Here is a 16,836-nt window from a genome sequence, read left to right on the forward strand (position 1 = left end):
CAAAGCCTTGAAAAACATACCTATCCGGGTGTGATGGCTGCTATCTGCTGTGTTCAACCCGTTTTAACCGATAATGCCGGATCCATACATGTTCCTTAATCACAACCAACGGCGCAGCCTGTTCCCCCGTATTGCCGCTCCGGGTCTGGCAGCTCTTGGGCTGCTGGCCACACTTGGTGGCTGCGGTGATGGTGAAAGCAAATCCATGGATTTTGCGCCCACCTGCCCCATTACGCATATTCCATCCGAAGCCGCAGATTACTACCTCTATCAAGGCAAGGGGACGGGCTTTAAAAATATGATCGCCCGCGCCAGCATCCTGCAATTACAGGGAGATTGCCTTGCCGCTGGCCCCAAGGATCTAAAAACCCGAATCGTGTTGCGCTTTGTGATCGAACGCGGCCCAGCCGCGGCAGCCAATACGCTTACCCTACCGTGGTTTATTGCCGTGCTGCATGGAGACAGAATTGTGAACAAACATGTCTTCCACCACACCGTGTCCTTCCCGGCCAACCTCTCTACCTTTGAAGACGATACAAAGGTGATCACGGTGGATCTGCCCATTCCACCCAAAAACGTGGATTCAGATTATCGGTTTGAAGTTGGTTTTCAGCTGACCAAGGATCAGCTTGAATATAATCAGGTTCACCTTAAACGCGCGGCTTATCAGGCTTACTGAGGTAAGCCACCTTACTTTGCTGGGGCTTTTAGCACACCCCAGCAAAGTAAGCTTTACCTTTAATCAGGAAGCCGACTGCGTTTCTGGTGGAAAATGTGCTGCCTTAACGGCAGCCTGCTGACGCTGGGCCAGAGCCTGCTCATCAAAATCCTGCACGATTTCATGGAACAATTGGTACCAGTTCATCTTAACTTTCAGCCGCATGAACACAGATCCAAGCCCAAGGGCTGAACGATCAACCAGCACAAATTCACGCGGCAGGCGCACGCCTCCGGCTTTTTGCAGCCCATCATGCACTTTGGAAAGAATTTCCCGCCCAAGGGCTGGGTTGTTGTCATCCTGAATGTAGCGTTCTTCATCCACCATCAGCGGGGCATATAACAGCCCTGCCCATTCGTTCAGAACAGCCACTTTCTCACGCGTTAGGTCACGGAAACCCCATGCTTCATAAGCATGGGCAGCCATGTCCATATCCTTGTTACGGAGCGCGTAATACAGGTCAATATTCCCCTTGATGAACGAAGGCTGGAAAATACGGATAGCCCCAAAATCCAGTAGGTTCAGGCCTGCATCTTCCCTCATGGTAAAGTTGCCCATATGCGGGTCACCATGCACCACGCCATACTGATACAGCGGCACATACCATGCCCGGAACAGCGCACGCGCAATGCGTTTTTTCTGCTCTTCCGTAAGACCTGCTTTTATGGCTGCATTCAGATTCTGCCCCTGCACCCATTCCATCGTCAGCAACCGCTGCGTGCAGAGTTCATCTATTGGTAAGGGCACCGTAACTTCGGGGCAATCTGCCAGCACGGAATGATACAGGCGCATATTCGCGGCTTCGTGCCGGTAATCCAGTTCTTCCCGCAGCCGTTCAGAAAGTTCCTCCACCACATCATCCTGCCGGATGGCGTTATCCAGCTTGTGGTAAACCCCAATAGCCATACGGAACTGGCGCAGATCGGCCTCAACAGCGGCCTTCATATCCGGGTACTGCAACTTACAGGCTACGCGGCGACCATCGGCCAGCACTGCCTGATGCACTTGCCCAAGGCTGGCAGCCGCAGCGGCTTCCCGCCCGAAGGAGCGGAAATTCTTTTCCCATCCAGGCCCAAGTTCCGCCGTCATGCGGCGGCGCACGAAGCTCCACCCCATTGGCGGCGCGTTGGACTGAAGCTGCGCAAGCTCATCGGCGTATTCATCAGGCAACGCGCCGGGAATGGTGGCCAGAAGCTGCGCTGCCTTCATGAGCGGGCCTTTTAGCCCACCCAGCATGGATTTAAGATCTTCTGCATGAGAAGCTCCACCAGAGCGCAAACCTATTTTGTTGCCTGCCAGCCGGGCTGCAATGCCACCAACGGTTCCGGTTGTTTGCACCATACGGCGCAGTTCACCAAAAACGCCGGTATTATCCATATCTCGCGCCATAATCAGCCCTGCTCCAACTGGTCAATAAAGCCGGAAATAACATCCAGCCCCTTGCGCCAGAAACCCGGATCAGATGCATCCAGCCCAAAGGGGGCCAGCAGCTCCTTATGGCGCAGGGTGCCACCGGCTTCCAGCATGGCAATATATTTATCCTGGAAACCCGGCGCACCCTCACTGAACACCTGATACAGCGCGTTCACCAAGCAATCTCCGAATGCATAGGCATACACATAGAACGGAGAATGGATGAAGTGCGGAATGTAAGCCCAGAACACATCGTATTCCGGCGTAAAATTAAAGGCCGGGCCGAGGCTTTCTGTCTGCACACCGCGCCAGATGGCACCAATTTGTTCAGGAAGCAGCTCGCCTTTTTTACGGGCATCGTGCACGCGGGTTTCAAATTCATAAAACGCAATCTGACGCACCACAGTATTGAGCATATCCTCAACCTTGGCAGCCAGCAGCAGACGGCGGCGCTGTGGGTCTTTTTCTGCATCCAGCAAAGACTGGAATGTCAGCATCTCGCCAAACACACTGGCCGTTTCCGCCAATGTCAGCGGCGTATCGGACATGAAGTAGCCCTGCTTTGCCGCCATAACCTGATGCACACCGTGGCCCAGCTCATGCGCCAGCGTCATGACATCGCGGATACGACCATGATAGTTCAGCAGAATATAAGGATGTGCTGAAGGCACAGTAGGATGTGCAAAAGCGCCGGGAGATTTACCCGGTGCTGGTGGCACATCAATCCACGGATTGGTCAGGAAGGTGTTGATAACCTTGCCCATACGTGGGTCAAACCCATCATATGCCTTTTGCACAATATTCTTGGCTTCAGACCACGGAATCAGCTTATCATCATTCCCAGGCAGTGGGGCGTTGCGGTCCCAGTGCTCCAGCTTATCCAGCCCCATCCACTTGGCTTTTAGGGCATAGTAGCGGTGGGAAAGGCGCGGATAATCAGACCGCACGGCAGAAACAAGGGCATCCACCACCTCATCTTCCACCATGTTGGAAAGATTGCGGGAGGAAGTTGGCCGTGCGAAATGCCGCAGATTATCCGAGATGGATTTATCCTTGGCCAGTGTGTTTGTAATGAGCGCAAACAGGCGGACATTTTTTTCAAAAACGCCACCTACGGCTTTACCTGCCTGCTCTCTTGTTGCCCGGTTTGTATCGGACAAACGGTTAAGCGCATCCCCTACCGTAATTTCCTGCCCATCGAGTGTGACGCGCAAAGCCGCAATGGTTTCATCAAACAGACGGCACCATGCCTGTCCACCGGTTACAGATTTTTCCAGCAGAACCTTTTCCACATCATCAGAAAGCTGATGCGGACGATACATGCGGATATCACGCAGGTAAGGCTGCCAATGCGCCAGTGTGGGATCTTGTAGCTTTTCCCGAAGGTCTGCTTCTTCCAGCCGGTTCAGTTCCAGCGTAAAAAACAGCAAATGAGTGGAAATGGCTGTCAGCCGTTCATTGATGGACTGGCTAAACTGGCTGATGGAAGCATCTGAAGAATCTGCGGCAAACAGCAGAGAAGCATAAGAACCTGCCTTGCCCAGCATTTCCTCAATAATTTCAAAGGTTGCTATGGCGTCTGCCAATTCCTTGCCGGAAAGGCCGCTAATTTTACCCTGATACTGCTTGGCAAAAGCCTGAGCTTTTTTTTCTGCCTCAGCCAAATCAGCGTGCAGCTTCGGATCATCCATACCCGCGTAAAGGGCTGAAAGATCCCAACGCGGAAGAGAGGCCGCCCCCTGCCCTGCAGGTGTGTTGGCAACGGTACCGGCTTCCGTTGCAAAAACCGGAAGCGGATGTGAACGGAGGGAATGCGCTGTGTGTTCCATATCTAACACTTTACAGTGCATTTCTGCTGGAAGCGAGAGGCCGCAAACATAAGCGCGGTTCACATGCACAACAGATATGAAAAACAAATGGGCGAAAGGTTTCCCCTCCGCCCATCTGCTTCTGTCAACTTACATGCAGCCTTATGGTTCAGGCTGTTTTTTCCAGTTGCTGTTCCGGCACCGTAAAGCCGATAATCCGGGCATAATCCTTAGGCACGATATGCCAGAAGTGCGGCAGAACCTCATCCCATTTATGCAGCAACATGCTGGCATAGGCAGAACCTGTTTCTTCCACATGCCGTTCAACAAGGCTGCGCAGCATCTGTTCCCATTTCGGTTCAGTTACACGCACCCACAACAGGGATTCGGGGTTTACCCGGCTATCAAACACATTGTCCTTGTCCAGCACAAAGGCCATGCCGCCGGTAAAGCCAGCGCCAAAGTTGTCACCCACATCATCCAGCACCACCACGGTGCCGCCTGTCATGTATTCACACCCGTTGGAACCACAACCTTCTACAACAGCTATCGCACCAGAGTTACGCACGGCAAAGCGTTCCCCTGCCTGCCCTGCGGCATACAGTTCACCCGCAGTGGCCCCATACAGAACCGTGTTGCCGATAATGGCGTTCTTGTTAGACACCAGCGTAGAGGACGGGGAAGGACGCACCGTAATGGTTGCGCCAGAAAGCCCTTTGCCCACGTAATCGTTGGCATCACCCAGCACCTCCAGTTTAAGCCCCTGCACAGCAAACGCCCCTAGAGACTGCCCCGCAGAGCCGCGTAGACGCACCGTAAGATGCCCCGGTGCCAGTGTTTTCATACCAAACTGACGCACAATCAGAGAGGAAATGCGCGTGCCAATGGCGCGCTGGGTGTTCTGCACATTGTAGTGCAACTGCATTTTCTCACCGTGGTCGAACAGCGGCTTGGCATCACCAATCATCTGCGCATCCAGCGTATCTGGCACTTCATTCCGGCCATCCAGCGTGCAGTAGCGTGCGAACGGCCCCGGATCTGCCTGAGACAGCAGAGAGTTCAGATCCAGATCATCCAGATAATCATCCCCGCGGGAAACCTGCCGCAGCAGATCCGTGCGCCCGATAATTTCATTTAGAGAACGGAAACCCAGCGAAGCCAGAATATTCCGCACATCCTCTGCAATGAAGGAGAATAGATTGATAACCTTTTCGGGGGTACCTTCAAACTTGGCACGCATTTTGGGGTCCTGAGAACACACACCTACTGGGCAAGTGTTGGAATGGCACTGGCGCACCATAATGCAGCCCATGGCCACAAGGCTGGCTGTGCCAATACCAAATTCCTCTGCCCCAAGCATAGCGGCAATAACCACATCGCGCCCGGTTTTGATACCACCATCGGCGCGCAAACGCACCCTATGGCGCAGACGGTTAAGCATAAGCACCTGATGCGTTTCTGCCAGCCCAAGTTCCCACGGCAAGCCCGCATATTTAATAGAGCTCAGCGGGCTTGCGCCTGTGCCACCGCAATGGCCGGAAATCAGGATGGCATCAGCTTTTGCCTTGGCCACACCAGCGGCAATGGTGCCAATACCAGAACGCGCCACCAACTTAACGGTAACCGTTGCTTCCGGGTTGATCTGCTTGAGATCGTAAATCAGCTGCGCCAGATCTTCGATCGAATAGATATCATGGTGCGGGGGCGGAGAAATCAGCGTCACACCCGGCGTGGCATGGCGCAGCTTGGCAATCAGCTCCGTTACCTTAAAGCCCGGAAGCTGCCCACCTTCACCCGGTTTGGCACCTTGTGCCACCTTAATTTCCAGTTCACGGCAATCATTCAGATACTGCGCCGTTACACCAAAGCGGCCAGATGCCACCTGTTTGATAGCGGAGGATGCGTTATCCCCATTCGGGCGCGGCTTAGCACGTGCCGGATCTTCCCCACCTTCACCCGAATCAGACTTTGCGCCAATTCGGTTCATGGCGATGGAAAGCGTTTCATGCGCTTCCGGGCTCAAGGCCCCCAGGGAAATTGCCGGGGAAATCAGGCGTTTACGCAGCTGCGTAATGCTTTCCACTTCTTCCACCGGAATAGGCGTGCGCCCATCACGGAAGTCCAGCAGATCACGCAGGGCTACAGGTGGCTGCGCATGCACGGCATCTGCATAACGCTGGTAGATGGTAAAGCTGCCAGTAGCCACTGCTGTTTGCAGCATATGGATCAGACCGCCATCAAATGCGTGCTGTTCTCCACTCCGGCGCAGCTTGTAAAGGCCACCTACAGGCAAAGTGAGCGTATTGGTCGCGCCCCATGCGCTTTCGTGCAGTTGCAATACGTTGCGTGCAATGCCCGAAAGCCCAATACCAGAAATACGCGAAGGCATACCGGGAAAGAATTCTGCCGTAAGCGCACGAGAAAGGCCCACAGCCTCAAAATTGCACCCACCACGGTAAGACGCCACGATGGAAATACCCATCTTGGACATAATCTTAAGCAGGCCTTTATCTACCGCTTTACGGTAGCGTTCCATGCACTCACGCAGACTCATCTGCCCAAACAGGCCACGACGATGCCGGTCTGCAATGCTTTCCTGCGCCAGATAAGGGTTAACTGTGGTGGCGCCCACCCCAATTGTTACTGCAATAGCGTGCACATCCAGCGCCGTAGCCGTGCGCACGTTCAAAGATGTAAACGTACGCAAGGATGTACGCACCAGATGCGTGTGCACAGCCCCGGTCGCCAAGATCATTGGAATAGATGCACGCTCAGCAGACTGATCTTCATCTGTCAGGAATACGTGAGTGCAGCCACCCCGCACACCTTCTTCTGCCTCACGCCGGATACGGGCAATGGCTTCGCGCAGCCCTGCTTCCCCATCATTGGCGGGGAATGTGCAATCAATCACGCAACCAGAAGTGCCCGTAAAGTGGCGCAGCCCTTCATACTCACCAGATGTCAGCACCGGACTGGGCAGTTGAAGCATGTCACACTGTTCGGGGGACTGATCCAGAATATTGCCCAGATTCCCTAACCGCGTTGTCAGGCTCATCACGCGGGATTCGCGCAGAGAATCGATTGGCGGATTGGTCACCTGGCTGAACATCTGCCGGAAATAGTGTGCCAATCCACGATAACGCGGAGAAAGCACAGCCAGAGGCGTATCATCACCCATGGAGCCAATGGCTTCACTGGCGGTAGAGACCATTGGGTGCAGAATGGCTTCCAGTTCTTCCAGCGTGCTGCCCACAGCCAACTGGCGGCGGCGCAGTTCTTCGCCTTCGTAATAAACTGGCTCTGTCACATCCGAACGGACGATATGGCCAATTTTCTGGGTGCGTTTGATCCAGCTAGAAAAATCTTGCCGTGCAGCAAGCAGATCAAGCAGTTCGGTATTACCATACAGCTTGGCTTCCTGAAGATCGACACCAATCATCTCACCCGGGCCAAGACGACCGCGGCTGACAATGGCGTTTTCAGGCACGCGCACCATGCCGGTTTCAGAACCGACAATCAGCAGATTATCGGTTGTTACCGTATAACGCAGCGGGCGCAATCCTGAGCGATCCAGCCCAGCCACAACCCAACGGCCATCTGTGGCGCACAGTGCTGCGGGGCCGTCCCACGGTTCCATTACCGCGTTGCAATACGTGAACATATCACGGTGCGCGGGCTTCATGGAGGAATTACCGCCAACACTTGCCGGGATCATCAGCGCCTTGGCAAAAGGTGCATCACGCCCAGCAAAAGTCAGCAGTTCGTAAACGTTATCCAGCGTTGCGGTATCGGAGCCACCAGCCTGCACCAGCGGCTTGATATCTGCCATCCACGGATCAAGATCTGGGTGAGAAAGCCGTGTTTCATGGCTTTTCATCCAGTTGATATTGCCGGAAATGGTGTTGATTTCACCATTATGCGCAAGGCGACGGAACGGCTGCGCCAGTTTCCATGTAGGGAAGGTGTTGGTGGAATAGCGCTGATGATAGATGGCAAAGCGGCTGACAAAGCGTTCATCCAGCAGATCTGGGTAAAACTCTGTCAGATGTTCTGCAAGGAACATGCCTTTATAAATAACAGACCGGCATGACAGCGAGCAGATATACAGATCAACCTGCGCGGCGATGGCGGCTTTTTCTATCCGGCGGCGGATCACATACAGATCACGCTCAAACTCTTCTTCCCCTTTATTGGGAAGATTACGGATAAGGATCTGCTCAATTTCCGGGCGCGTTGCGTTGGCTTTTTCACCAATACAGGAAGTATCAATCGGCACCTGACGCCAGCCATAAATGCCGTATCCAAACGCCAGAATCTGGGTTTCGATAATCTGGCGACACTGTTCCTGTGCTGCCAGATCGGTTTTGGGCAAAAACACCTGCCCCACCGCAATCCGGCTTTCATCTGGCCGATCCCCTGTGCTGGTAATGGCATCTGCAAAAAATTCCTGCGGAATTTCTACATGAATACCCGCACCATCGCCTGTCTTGCCATCGGCATCCACTGCGCCACGGTGCCAGATAGCTTTCAGAGCGGCGATGCCAGCTTCAACCACCTCACGCCGACGCTTGCCATCCAGTGCGGCCACAAGGCCCACACCACAGGAATCACGTTCATCAGCTGGATCATACAGCCCATCCAGCGCAGCCACGTTGGCATCCCACGCTTTCAGAAATTCCTCGCTACTTTCAGCGGAAACGGTGTTGGGAAACTGTTCCATATCCATTAACCCTGCTCCGCCTTGGCGGTAGCCGTTACATTTTCCTGAATCCATGTGTGCATGCAGGCGGCTGCATCGCGCCCATCACGAATGGCCCACACAACCAAACTGGCCCCACGCACAATGTCCCCTGCGGCAAACACGCCCGGCAGGGATGTCATGAAATCTTTCTGACCAACCTTGAGCGTACCCCAACGGGATACAGCCAGATCCTTCTGCCCCCAAAGCTGAGGCAGAGGTTCTGGGTCAAACCCAAGAGCCTTGATAACCAGATCAGCATCCAGCGTGAAAGAAGAGCCTTCCAGTGGCTCAACTGACTGACGGCCCGTGGCATCTGGCAAGCCCAGCTTCATCCGCACAGCCCGCACGCCAGAAACATGGCCTTCACCCAAAAAGGCTTCAGGGGCTGCCAGCCATTCAAACTGCACACCTTCCTCTTCCGCATTTTTTACTTCGCGGGCAGAACCGGGCATGTTGGCTTTATCACGCCGGTACAGGCATTTCACGGATTTTGCACCTTGGCGAATAGCCGTGCGCACGCAGTCCATTGCGGTATCACCACCACCCAGAACCACTACGTTTTTACCTGCGGCATCCAATGCCTGCGCTTCCGGCGGCAAGGTATCCCCCAAGGAACGCCGGTTAGAAGCCGTAAGGTAATCCAGCGCCTTTTCAATACCCGCCAGCCCAACGCCGGGGCCTCCGATTTCACGCGATTTGTAAACGCCTGTTGCAATCAGAATGGCATCATGGCGGTTACGCAAATCTGTAAAAGACAGTTCGCCTTCACCATCCCCAATGCCTTGGCCGAGGTGGAAAACAACACCACCTTCTTCCAGCAGCTTATGACGGCGGGCCACAATGTGTTTTTCCAACTTAAAGCCGGGAATACCGTAAACCAGCAGACCGCCTACCCGATCATACCGATCATACACATGTACTTTATAACCTTGCGCGCGCAGTTGATCTGCCGCAGCCAAACCAGCCGGGCCAGCACCAATAATAGCAACGGACTGGCTGCGCTCCAGTACCGGGTTAACAGGTTTAACCCAGCCTTTTTCAAATGCTGTATCGGTAATGTAGCGTTCCACGGCGCCAATGGTCACGCTTTCGAAACCCGGTTCGATCACGCAGTTACCTTCACACAGCCGATCCTGCGGGCAAATACGACCGCAAATTTCCGGGAAGGTATTGGTAGCGGAGGAAACACCATAGGCTTCTTCCAGCCGCCCCTGTGCTGTGAGCATCAGCCAATCAGGGATATTGTTGCCGAGCGGGCAATGAACTGAACAGAAAGGCACACCGCACTGCGAGCACCGACTGGCCTGCTCGGTTGCTTCTGGTGTTGCGAAGTCCTCATAAATTTCATCAAAATCTGCCCGCCGCGCCGTAGCCGTGCGCTTGTCTGGCTGCTTTTGCGGCACAGAGACAAATTTAAGCATCTTGGTCGTCATGTGGCATCCCCGGAGAAAGGGCGCGCCAGACAGACTCCGCCCCTAAACTTTGCTGGAGCTAAGGTGCTTGTTCTCCGTAAATATAAAAAGACAGCAATGCTTACCTTTTTATATTTTTCCTCATAACAAAACAAAAATCCATCTAATTGGTCGGATAAAAAGGTATATTTTCGGTCCTTTTTATCCCCAACCCGTTATACAGAAAAGGATATATCTTTTTGAGCCTCACCCACCCTAAACCGCGCCAAATAAGACGGCACAATAGCCGCAACGCTTTGCGGCACGATATTCAACGCTTCAAAACCGGATTTCCCTGCGGGCACAACATTGTCGGTTGCCAACATCCGCAATTGATCCTGCGTCAGAAAATGCCCCGGCAGCCGCTCCAAAACCATAGCCTGCAACTTTGCCAGCACTGATGGCACAATAAAAACAGGCTTATGGCGCTGCGTTACGCGCAATACAAACCGCGCAATATCCAGCATGGTCATTTCCTGCGGGCCACCCAACAAAAGTTCTTTCCCCGCAAACGCAGAAGACTGCGCCGCCACAAATACTGCTTGCGCCACATCTCCCACATAAACAGGTTGCAAGCGCGAATGAGCACCATAAACCGGCAAACACGGCAAATACCGCGCAAGACCTGCAAACATGTTAAAGAAATGATCCTCCGGCCCAAAAATAACAGAAGGCCGTATAATCACAGCATCTGGCCGACATTGGCGCACAACCTTTTCACCCGCAGCCCGACTTCTACCATAAGCCGAAAGAGCCGTTTCTGAAGCACCAAGCGCCGACATTTGCACAAATACAGGCACATCTGTTTCTGCCGCTATACGCGCCACACGCCCTGCGCCCTCTACATTAACGGCTTGCAGTGTTTGCTGCTTGACGGAAGATAAGACAGCCACAAGGTTGATCACCACATCCGCCCCCTGCACCGCACAGGCCACAGAAGCATCATCCAGAACAGATGCATAAAAAGGCGCAATCTGTCCGACACGCCCTAACGTGCGTAAACGCGCAGTTAAATCTGGCCGCCGGCTGGCAACGCGCACCTCGTACCCGGCCCGTGCCAGATTTTGCACCACATAACGCCCTACAAATCCGCCACCACCCAATACGGTTGCAATTTTACGCGCACCCATAAGTCACCCTCATCTTCCACGTTTATCCAGTGTTTTGTGCACTGTGTGCCATTCCCTCCGCCCACGCCAGACAGGCAAATGACACAAATCTGTCAGAAAAATCATTTTCCCTGTTGACGCTCCCATCACAGAGGGGTAAACGGCTCTTCACCAGCCGGGGACACTCCTGGTTGCCATTTGAGCCCAGATGGCGGAATTGGTAGACGCGCAGGTTTCAGGTACCTGTGGCCGCAAGGTCGTGGAAGTTCGAGTCTTCTTCTGGGCACCAAATATCATATATAGTTTATATGATATTTTTCTTCTCCCTAAATGGTAAATATCAAAGAGTTGAGTATTCAATTCAGCCTTCGGGCTGTTTATGACACTTCTTTATTCTTTTCACTTACGCGCCATTAGGCAGAGCACAACACATGAAACTTAGCCCGCCCACTAAGGGCCTGCTGCTGTCTTTATTGGGGTTTGCAGCTTTCTCTATAAGTGATGCTTTTTCTAAACTGCTTACTGGCAGGCTCAATCCGTTTGAGGTTGCCTTTTCTGGTGGTGTTTTTGGGCTGCTATTGGTTCCGTTTGTTAAATCGCGCGGGCAATCATGGCTGAACATTCTGCCCATTCAAAAACCGGGCATGTGGTGGATTCGGGCTGTCGCAACATTTATTGCCACAGCCGCCAGCGTAGAATCCTTCATGCTTCTGTCCATGCCAGAAGCGCTCTCGCTAATGTTCCTTATGCCCTTTATTGCCACCATTCTTTCTGTTGTCGCACTTAAGGAAAAAGTATCCCTTTGGGGATGGGTTGCTGTGGCTATCGGGTTTGCAGGCGTTCTGGTTGTGCTGCGCCCCGGCGTGCGGCCACTTCATTTTGGCCATGCCTGTGCATTAGCCGCTGCCATTGCCAGCGCTGTAAACGTTATTGCTTACCGTGTAGCTGGCACAGGCACCACAAAACTGGGGGTTCTTGGCTCTAGCCTAGCCGGGCCTCTGCTTGGGGATGGCCTTTTGGCCCTTCCCAACTTTACGTGGCCACATACAGTTACGGATTGGAGCTTTTTGTTTGGTTACGGATTTCTGGCGGCTCTAGGCCAACTACTTATTATGTTGGCGGCCACCCTTACCCCCGCCAGCCGCGTGGCATTGCCACAATACACCCAAATGGTTTGGGCTGTACTGTTTAGCTATTTGCTGTTCCATGAACCGCTAGATAAATGGACCATTATTGGCGTAACAATTGTTACCTTATCTGGCATGCTGGATTGGTTCCGCAAGCATCTACTCGCACTCAAACAGCGGCGCCTTGCACGCAAGCAGGCGCGCCTTCAGCCCGCAAGCCCCACTCCGGCTGATGCAAAGTAACGATTAACGGCGTCTCGCATGGCCCCGGCCACCATGGCTCGGTGGCCTGCCTGACGCAACGCAGCCTCATCCATTCGATTAGACATAAAGCCCATTTCAACCAGAACCGAGGGAATTTGGGCAGATTTCAACACCGCAAAAGCGGCATGCCTGCGCGGATGCGGCAGCAACAGCACCCGAGAATTAAAGGCCGACACCACAGCCTGCGCCATATGGGCTGAGCCTTTGCGGGTTTCTTCTGTTACCAAACTAGCAAGAATCTGCTGCACCTCTGGTGATGCACTATGCACCATCGGGCCGCCATATCTGTCTGCACTGTTTTCGGTTTTGGCCAGATCTGCGGTCTGGCTATCTGATGCGCCATGCGAATGGGTGTAAACACTGGCCCCACGCACCTGCGGACTATGCAAAGCATCTGCATGCATGGAAATAAAAAGCGATGCTCCGTGCTGCTGCGCCAGTTCCACCCTACCATCCAGCGGTACAAAATGGTCTCCAGCACGTGTCATGGCTACGCGGTAACGTCCCGTTGCCAACAATTGCCGCCTTAGCTCCTGCGCGGCAGCTTCCGCTACATGTTTTTCATACGTACCAGTGTACCCAATGGCCCCAGGATCTTTGCCTCCATGCCCTGGGTCTAGCATAATAAGCGGGGCTGCGGGCCGTGCCTTACCAACAAGAGCCGGAGCTGCCAGTTTATGCCCTGTTGCCTGCTTATTTGCGGCCCAAACATCTGCTGGCGTAGCGGCAGCAACCAGTCCGCCACCGCCTAAATACAGCAGCCCGGAACGGCGTGTAACACCCTTCTGTACCGTTGCAGAAGCAACGATTTTGCCGCGCATCTTGCCTGCCTGAAAAGCCATTAAAGTGCTCCTGTTCACTTTACGCTAAAGTGTGCACTCAAAATGACAGAAAAAAGATGTATCGGCACCCTAAAACAGCGTTTGTTACGAATGGCTTGCGATTTATGGTTATTTGAGCCATGTTCGCACAGTATGGCACAAGGGTAGAAATGCCCGTCATGCGCTTTATTCCGCTCCGTCCATGCCGTGAACGGGGGCCGCCGGTTACATCAACACCGCGCCCGCACGCATAAAGATCAGGGGCAGAAACACTGACTGAAGGATACATGACCATCGCCCGCCCCATCCCTTTGCTGAAAACAGCCAGACCACAGGCCGTACCGTGCCTGAAGGATGCTGATACAGGGGCAGCTATGGAAACTTTGTACGCCTTCCAATTTTTATCGCACGCCTGTTTATATCCGCCGGAAGAGCCCCTGCTCCGTCGTGCCATGCCATTTACACGGCAGCACCACACAGGCTGGCCACCGGCGCACCGGAGTTTTTCTTTTTATGTCAAAGCGTATGCTGATCGACGCGACACACGCGGAAGAAACGCGTGTTGTTGTGATGGACGGAAATCGGCTTGAAGATTACGATGTTGAATCTGCTGCAAAAAAGCAGCTTAAAGGGAACATCTACCTTGCCCGCGTTGTTCGCGTAGAGCCAAGCCTGCAAGCCGCCTTTGTAGAATATGGCGGCAACCGCCACGGCTTTCTGGCCTTTAGCGAAATCCATCCGGATTACTATCAGATCCCGGTTTCTGACCGCGAAAAGCTGCTGGCCCTTCAGGCGGAAGAAGAAGCTCTGCTGGAAAACAGCGAAAATGGTTCTGATGAAGATGATGTATCTGACAATGCAGAAACTCAGGCATCTGATACGGAACAGGATATAGAAGCATCTGACACTGCCGCTCAGAATGAAGGCGAAGGTTCTGAACGGGAAGAACGTTCTACCAACAAGCCGGATGCTCCAGACTACGTCGGCGGCGAAACAGATACGGGTGAAGAAGCCCTTATTCAAAAACGCATTGCCCGATTCCTGCGTAACTACCGTATTCAGGAAGTTATCCGCCGTCGGCAGGTGCTGCTTGTGCAGGTGGTTAAGGAAGAACGTGGCAACAAGGGCGCAGCCCTGACCACCTATGTTTCTTTGGCTGGCCGTTACTGTGTGCTTATGCCCAATGCCCTGCGTGGTGGTGGCGTTTCACGCAAGATTACATCTGTGGCAGACCGCCGCCGCCTGCGAGATATTGTTTCCGACCTTAACCTGCCCCGCGGCATGGCCATGATTGTGCGCACTGCTGGCGCGCAACGGCCCGGCCCAGAAATTACGCGAGACTGCGAATATCTGCTCCATCTGTGGGATGATATCCGCGAACATACGCTTCAATCCGTGGCCCCCGCACTGATTTACGAAGAAGCGAGCTTGGTAAAACGCGCTATCCGCGATGTTTACACCCGCGAAATCAGCGAAATTGTAGTGGATGGAGAAAACGGCTGGAAAGCCGCGCGGGACTTCATGCGGATGCTGATGCCTCAGCACGCAGAAAAAGTCCGGCTGTGGAACAAGGAAAACCAACCTCTGTTCACCCACTACCACGTGGAAGGGCATCTGGATGCCATGTTCTCCCCCGTGGTGTCTCTGCGCTCTGGCGGTTATCTGGTTATCAACCAGACAGAAGCCTTGGTTGCCATTGACGTAAACTCGGGCAAAGCCACCAGCCAACGTAACATTGAAGAAACGGCATTCCGCACCAATCAGGAAGCTGCTGATGAAGTAGCCCGCCAGTTGCGCCTGCGCGATCTGGCTGGCCTGATTGTAATCGACTTCATTGATATGGAGTCTCGCCGCCATAACTCCATGATCGAACGCCGCCTGAAAGATGCCTTGCGGCATGATCGGGCACGTATCCAGATTGGCTCTATCTCCCATTTCGGGTTGCTGGAAATGTCGCGCCAGCGGCTACGCCCATCTGTAGCAGAAGCCGCCTTTATGCCTTGCCCGCACTGTAATGGCACAGGCATGATGCGCAGCATTGAAAGCTCTGCCCTGCATGTTCTGCGCGCAGTGGAAGAAGAAGGTGCACGCCGCCGTTCTTCCGCCATTACCGTGCATGTTGCTGCGGATATTGCTTTCTACATCCTAAACAACAAGCGGGACTGGCTGACCCAGATCGAACAGCGCCACCAGATGGAAGTGCTGTTTGCCGCAGACAATACGCTGCCAGCTCCGGAAGTTCGGATCGAACGCCGCCAGCATGCACGTCCGCCACGGATTCAGCCGCCATTGCCGCCGGTTGAAAACATTGTGGCAGATGAGGTTGCTGCTGCCACGCCAGAAATTCCGGCTGCAGAAGCTTCTTCTATTCAGGAAACTGCCGATACTTCCGACGAGCCACGGCGTCGGCGTCGGCGTCGGCGCCGTCGGCGGAATGATCAGGACACCAATCAGGTATCTGAAACACAGACACAGCCTGATACAGAAACACCAGAAACTGCTGAAACCGCACCCATTGCAGCGCCTGAAAACGCGGCAGAACCTGTTGCAGAAGCCGAAGCAGAAACCAATCTGGTGCCGGGCCGACGCAGAACCCGCCGCTCCCGTGTGCGCAAACCAACTGAAACACGCACGGAAATCCATGTAGATATCGAAGAAGGCCCCGCGCCACGGCCCAATATGCCAGCATGGGAAGGCCCAACACCGGCCAATCCATTTGGCGGTGCGCCGGACATTTTCGAACTTCTGGAAAACACTGCCCGCCAACAGGCTGTTGACATTGCACCAGCACCTAAAGCAGCTAACGTGCAGGAAGAAGCTGCAAGCGTGCCAGTAGAACCCGCCAAAACGGAAGAGGTTGCACCCCAGCCCGTTATGGCTGCACCGGAAGAGCCTGAAAAAACGGAAGAAGCGCCTAAACCGCGTCGTCGCCGCACACGCAAGAAGGTAGAACCCGCAACCGAAGAAAATGCCGAACAGGCAGAAACATCTGTAGCCGCACCAGAAGCAGAAGCTGCATCAACGGAAGCAGAGGCCCCCAAAAAACCTGTGCGCCGCCGTGCAACCCGCCGCAAAACAGTGGCAAAGGATGAGGCAACAGAAGCGGCTGAAGCTTCTACAGCGGACACTGCCGAGGAAAAGCCAAAGAAAACAACGCGTCGGCGCACCACTCGTAAAAAGGCAGAACCAGCCTCTACTCCAGAAGCCGCCAGCGGAAGCGAAGCAGTTGCTACTTCTGCACCTAAAGAGGCTGCATCTGAAGTTTCTGATAAAGAAGAAGCTATTGTCCAGCCTATCGTGATCGAAGATAGCCCGCCAGCAACGCGCAGGCGTACCGGCTGGTGGAAAAAGTAAATCACACCACGCTTCTACCAGATTTAAAGG

Annotated in this window: 9 protein-coding genes and 1 tRNA gene; 4 read left to right on the forward strand and 6 right to left on the reverse strand. The window is 53.9% G+C overall.

Annotated features, from left to right (window positions below):
* Positions 1–73 precede the first annotated feature (73 nt).
* Positions 74–679 carry a hypothetical protein gene (locus tag WG31_RS10300; RefSeq protein ID WP_006117497.1) on the forward strand — a complete coding sequence of 202 codons (606 nt, stop codon included), beginning with the start codon at positions 74–76 and terminating at the stop codon, positions 677–679.
* Between the two features lie 63 nt (positions 680–742).
* Here the strand turns inward: WG31_RS10300 and WG31_RS10305 are convergent, their stop codons facing one another.
* The 5 genes from WG31_RS10305 to WG31_RS10325 all read right to left on the reverse strand — a co-directional run bounded on the left by WG31_RS10305 (position 743) and on the right by WG31_RS10325 (position 11,261).
* The gene (locus tag WG31_RS10305; protein WP_063354461.1) at positions 743–2,107 is read right to left on the reverse strand and encodes an ABC1 kinase family protein; all 1,365 of its coding nucleotides are present in this window, start codon (positions 2,105–2,107) and stop codon (positions 743–745) included.
* 2 nt (positions 2,108–2,109) lie between these two features.
* The gene (locus WG31_RS10310) at positions 2,110–4,047 is read right to left on the reverse strand and encodes a M3 family oligoendopeptidase (RefSeq protein ID WP_063354462.1); all 1,938 of its coding nucleotides are present in this window, start codon (positions 4,045–4,047) and stop codon (positions 2,110–2,112) included.
* Positions 4,048–4,108: 61 nt separating this feature from the next.
* Positions 4,109–8,665, reverse strand: a complete 4,557-nt coding sequence (gene gltB / locus WG31_RS10315; RefSeq protein ID WP_035351870.1) for a glutamate synthase large subunit — start codon at positions 8,663–8,665, stop codon at positions 4,109–4,111.
* On the reverse strand, positions 8,665–10,113 hold the full coding sequence (locus tag WG31_RS10320; protein WP_063354463.1) for an NAD(P)-dependent oxidoreductase: 1,449 nt from the start codon (positions 10,111–10,113) through the stop codon (positions 8,665–8,667). Before WG31_RS10320 ends, gltB begins: the two co-directional genes overlap by 1 nt.
* 194 nt (positions 10,114–10,307) lie before the next feature.
* Entirely contained in the window at positions 10,308–11,261 is a 954-nt protein-coding gene (locus WG31_RS10325; RefSeq protein WP_063354464.1) for a complex I NDUFA9 subunit family protein, read from the reverse strand.
* Between the two features lie 181 nt (positions 11,262–11,442).
* Here WG31_RS10325 and WG31_RS10330 point away from each other — a divergent pair.
* Together WG31_RS10330 and WG31_RS10335 are read left to right on the forward strand one after the other, a co-directional pair.
* Positions 11,443–11,529: transfer RNA gene (locus WG31_RS10330), tRNA-Leu, on the forward strand.
* A gap of 142 nt (positions 11,530–11,671) precedes the next feature.
* A complete protein-coding gene (locus WG31_RS10335; protein ID WP_006117503.1) occupies positions 11,672–12,610 on the forward strand; it encodes a DMT family transporter in 939 nt (312 codons plus the stop codon).
* On the opposite strand, the gene WG31_RS10340 is transcribed toward WG31_RS10335, so the two are convergent.
* Positions 12,574–13,473, reverse strand: coding sequence for an N-acetylmuramoyl-L-alanine amidase family protein (locus tag WG31_RS10340; RefSeq protein WP_063354465.1), 900 nt, complete (start codon positions 13,471–13,473; stop codon positions 12,574–12,576). The genes WG31_RS10335 and WG31_RS10340 overlap by 37 nt on opposite strands.
* Positions 13,474–13,965: 492 nt before the next feature.
* Here WG31_RS10340 and WG31_RS10345 point away from each other — a divergent pair, with 492 nt between their 5' ends.
* Positions 13,966–16,806, forward strand: coding sequence for an Rne/Rng family ribonuclease (locus tag WG31_RS10345; RefSeq protein ID WP_456303825.1), 2,841 nt, complete (start codon positions 13,966–13,968; stop codon positions 16,804–16,806).
* Positions 16,807–16,836: the final 30 nt, after the last annotated feature.

Origin of the sequence: Acetobacter oryzifermentans (genome assembly GCF_001628715.1) — a bacterium.
Taxonomy (GTDB): domain Bacteria; phylum Pseudomonadota; class Alphaproteobacteria; order Acetobacterales; family Acetobacteraceae; genus Acetobacter; species Acetobacter oryzifermentans.

What these genes read in the sequence shown, in the direction of transcription:
- WG31_RS10300 (WP_006117497.1), top strand. Translation starts at nt 74, where the DNA reads ATGCCGGATCCATACATGTTCCTTAATCACAACCAACGGCGCAGCCTG.
- WG31_RS10305 (WP_063354461.1), bottom strand. Translation starts at nt 2,107, where the DNA reads ATGGCGCGAGATATGGATAATACCGGCGTTTTTGGTGAACTGCGCCGT.
- gltB (WP_035351870.1), bottom strand. Translation starts at nt 8,665, where the DNA reads ATGGATATGGAACAGTTTCCCAACACCGTTTCCGCTGAAAGTAGCGAG.
- WG31_RS10320 (WP_063354463.1), bottom strand. Translation starts at nt 10,113, where the DNA reads ATGACGACCAAGATGCTTAAATTTGTCTCTGTGCCGCAAAAGCAGCCA.
- WG31_RS10325 (WP_063354464.1), bottom strand. Translation starts at nt 11,261, where the DNA reads ATGGGTGCGCGTAAAATTGCAACCGTATTGGGTGGTGGCGGATTTGTA.
- WG31_RS10335 (WP_006117503.1), top strand. Translation starts at nt 11,672, where the DNA reads ATGAAACTTAGCCCGCCCACTAAGGGCCTGCTGCTGTCTTTATTGGGG.
- WG31_RS10340 (WP_063354465.1), bottom strand. Translation starts at nt 13,473, where the DNA reads ATGGCTTTTCAGGCAGGCAAGATGCGCGGCAAAATCGTTGCTTCTGCA.
- WG31_RS10345 (WP_456303825.1), top strand. Translation starts at nt 13,966, where the DNA reads ATGTCAAAGCGTATGCTGATCGACGCGACACACGCGGAAGAAACGCGT.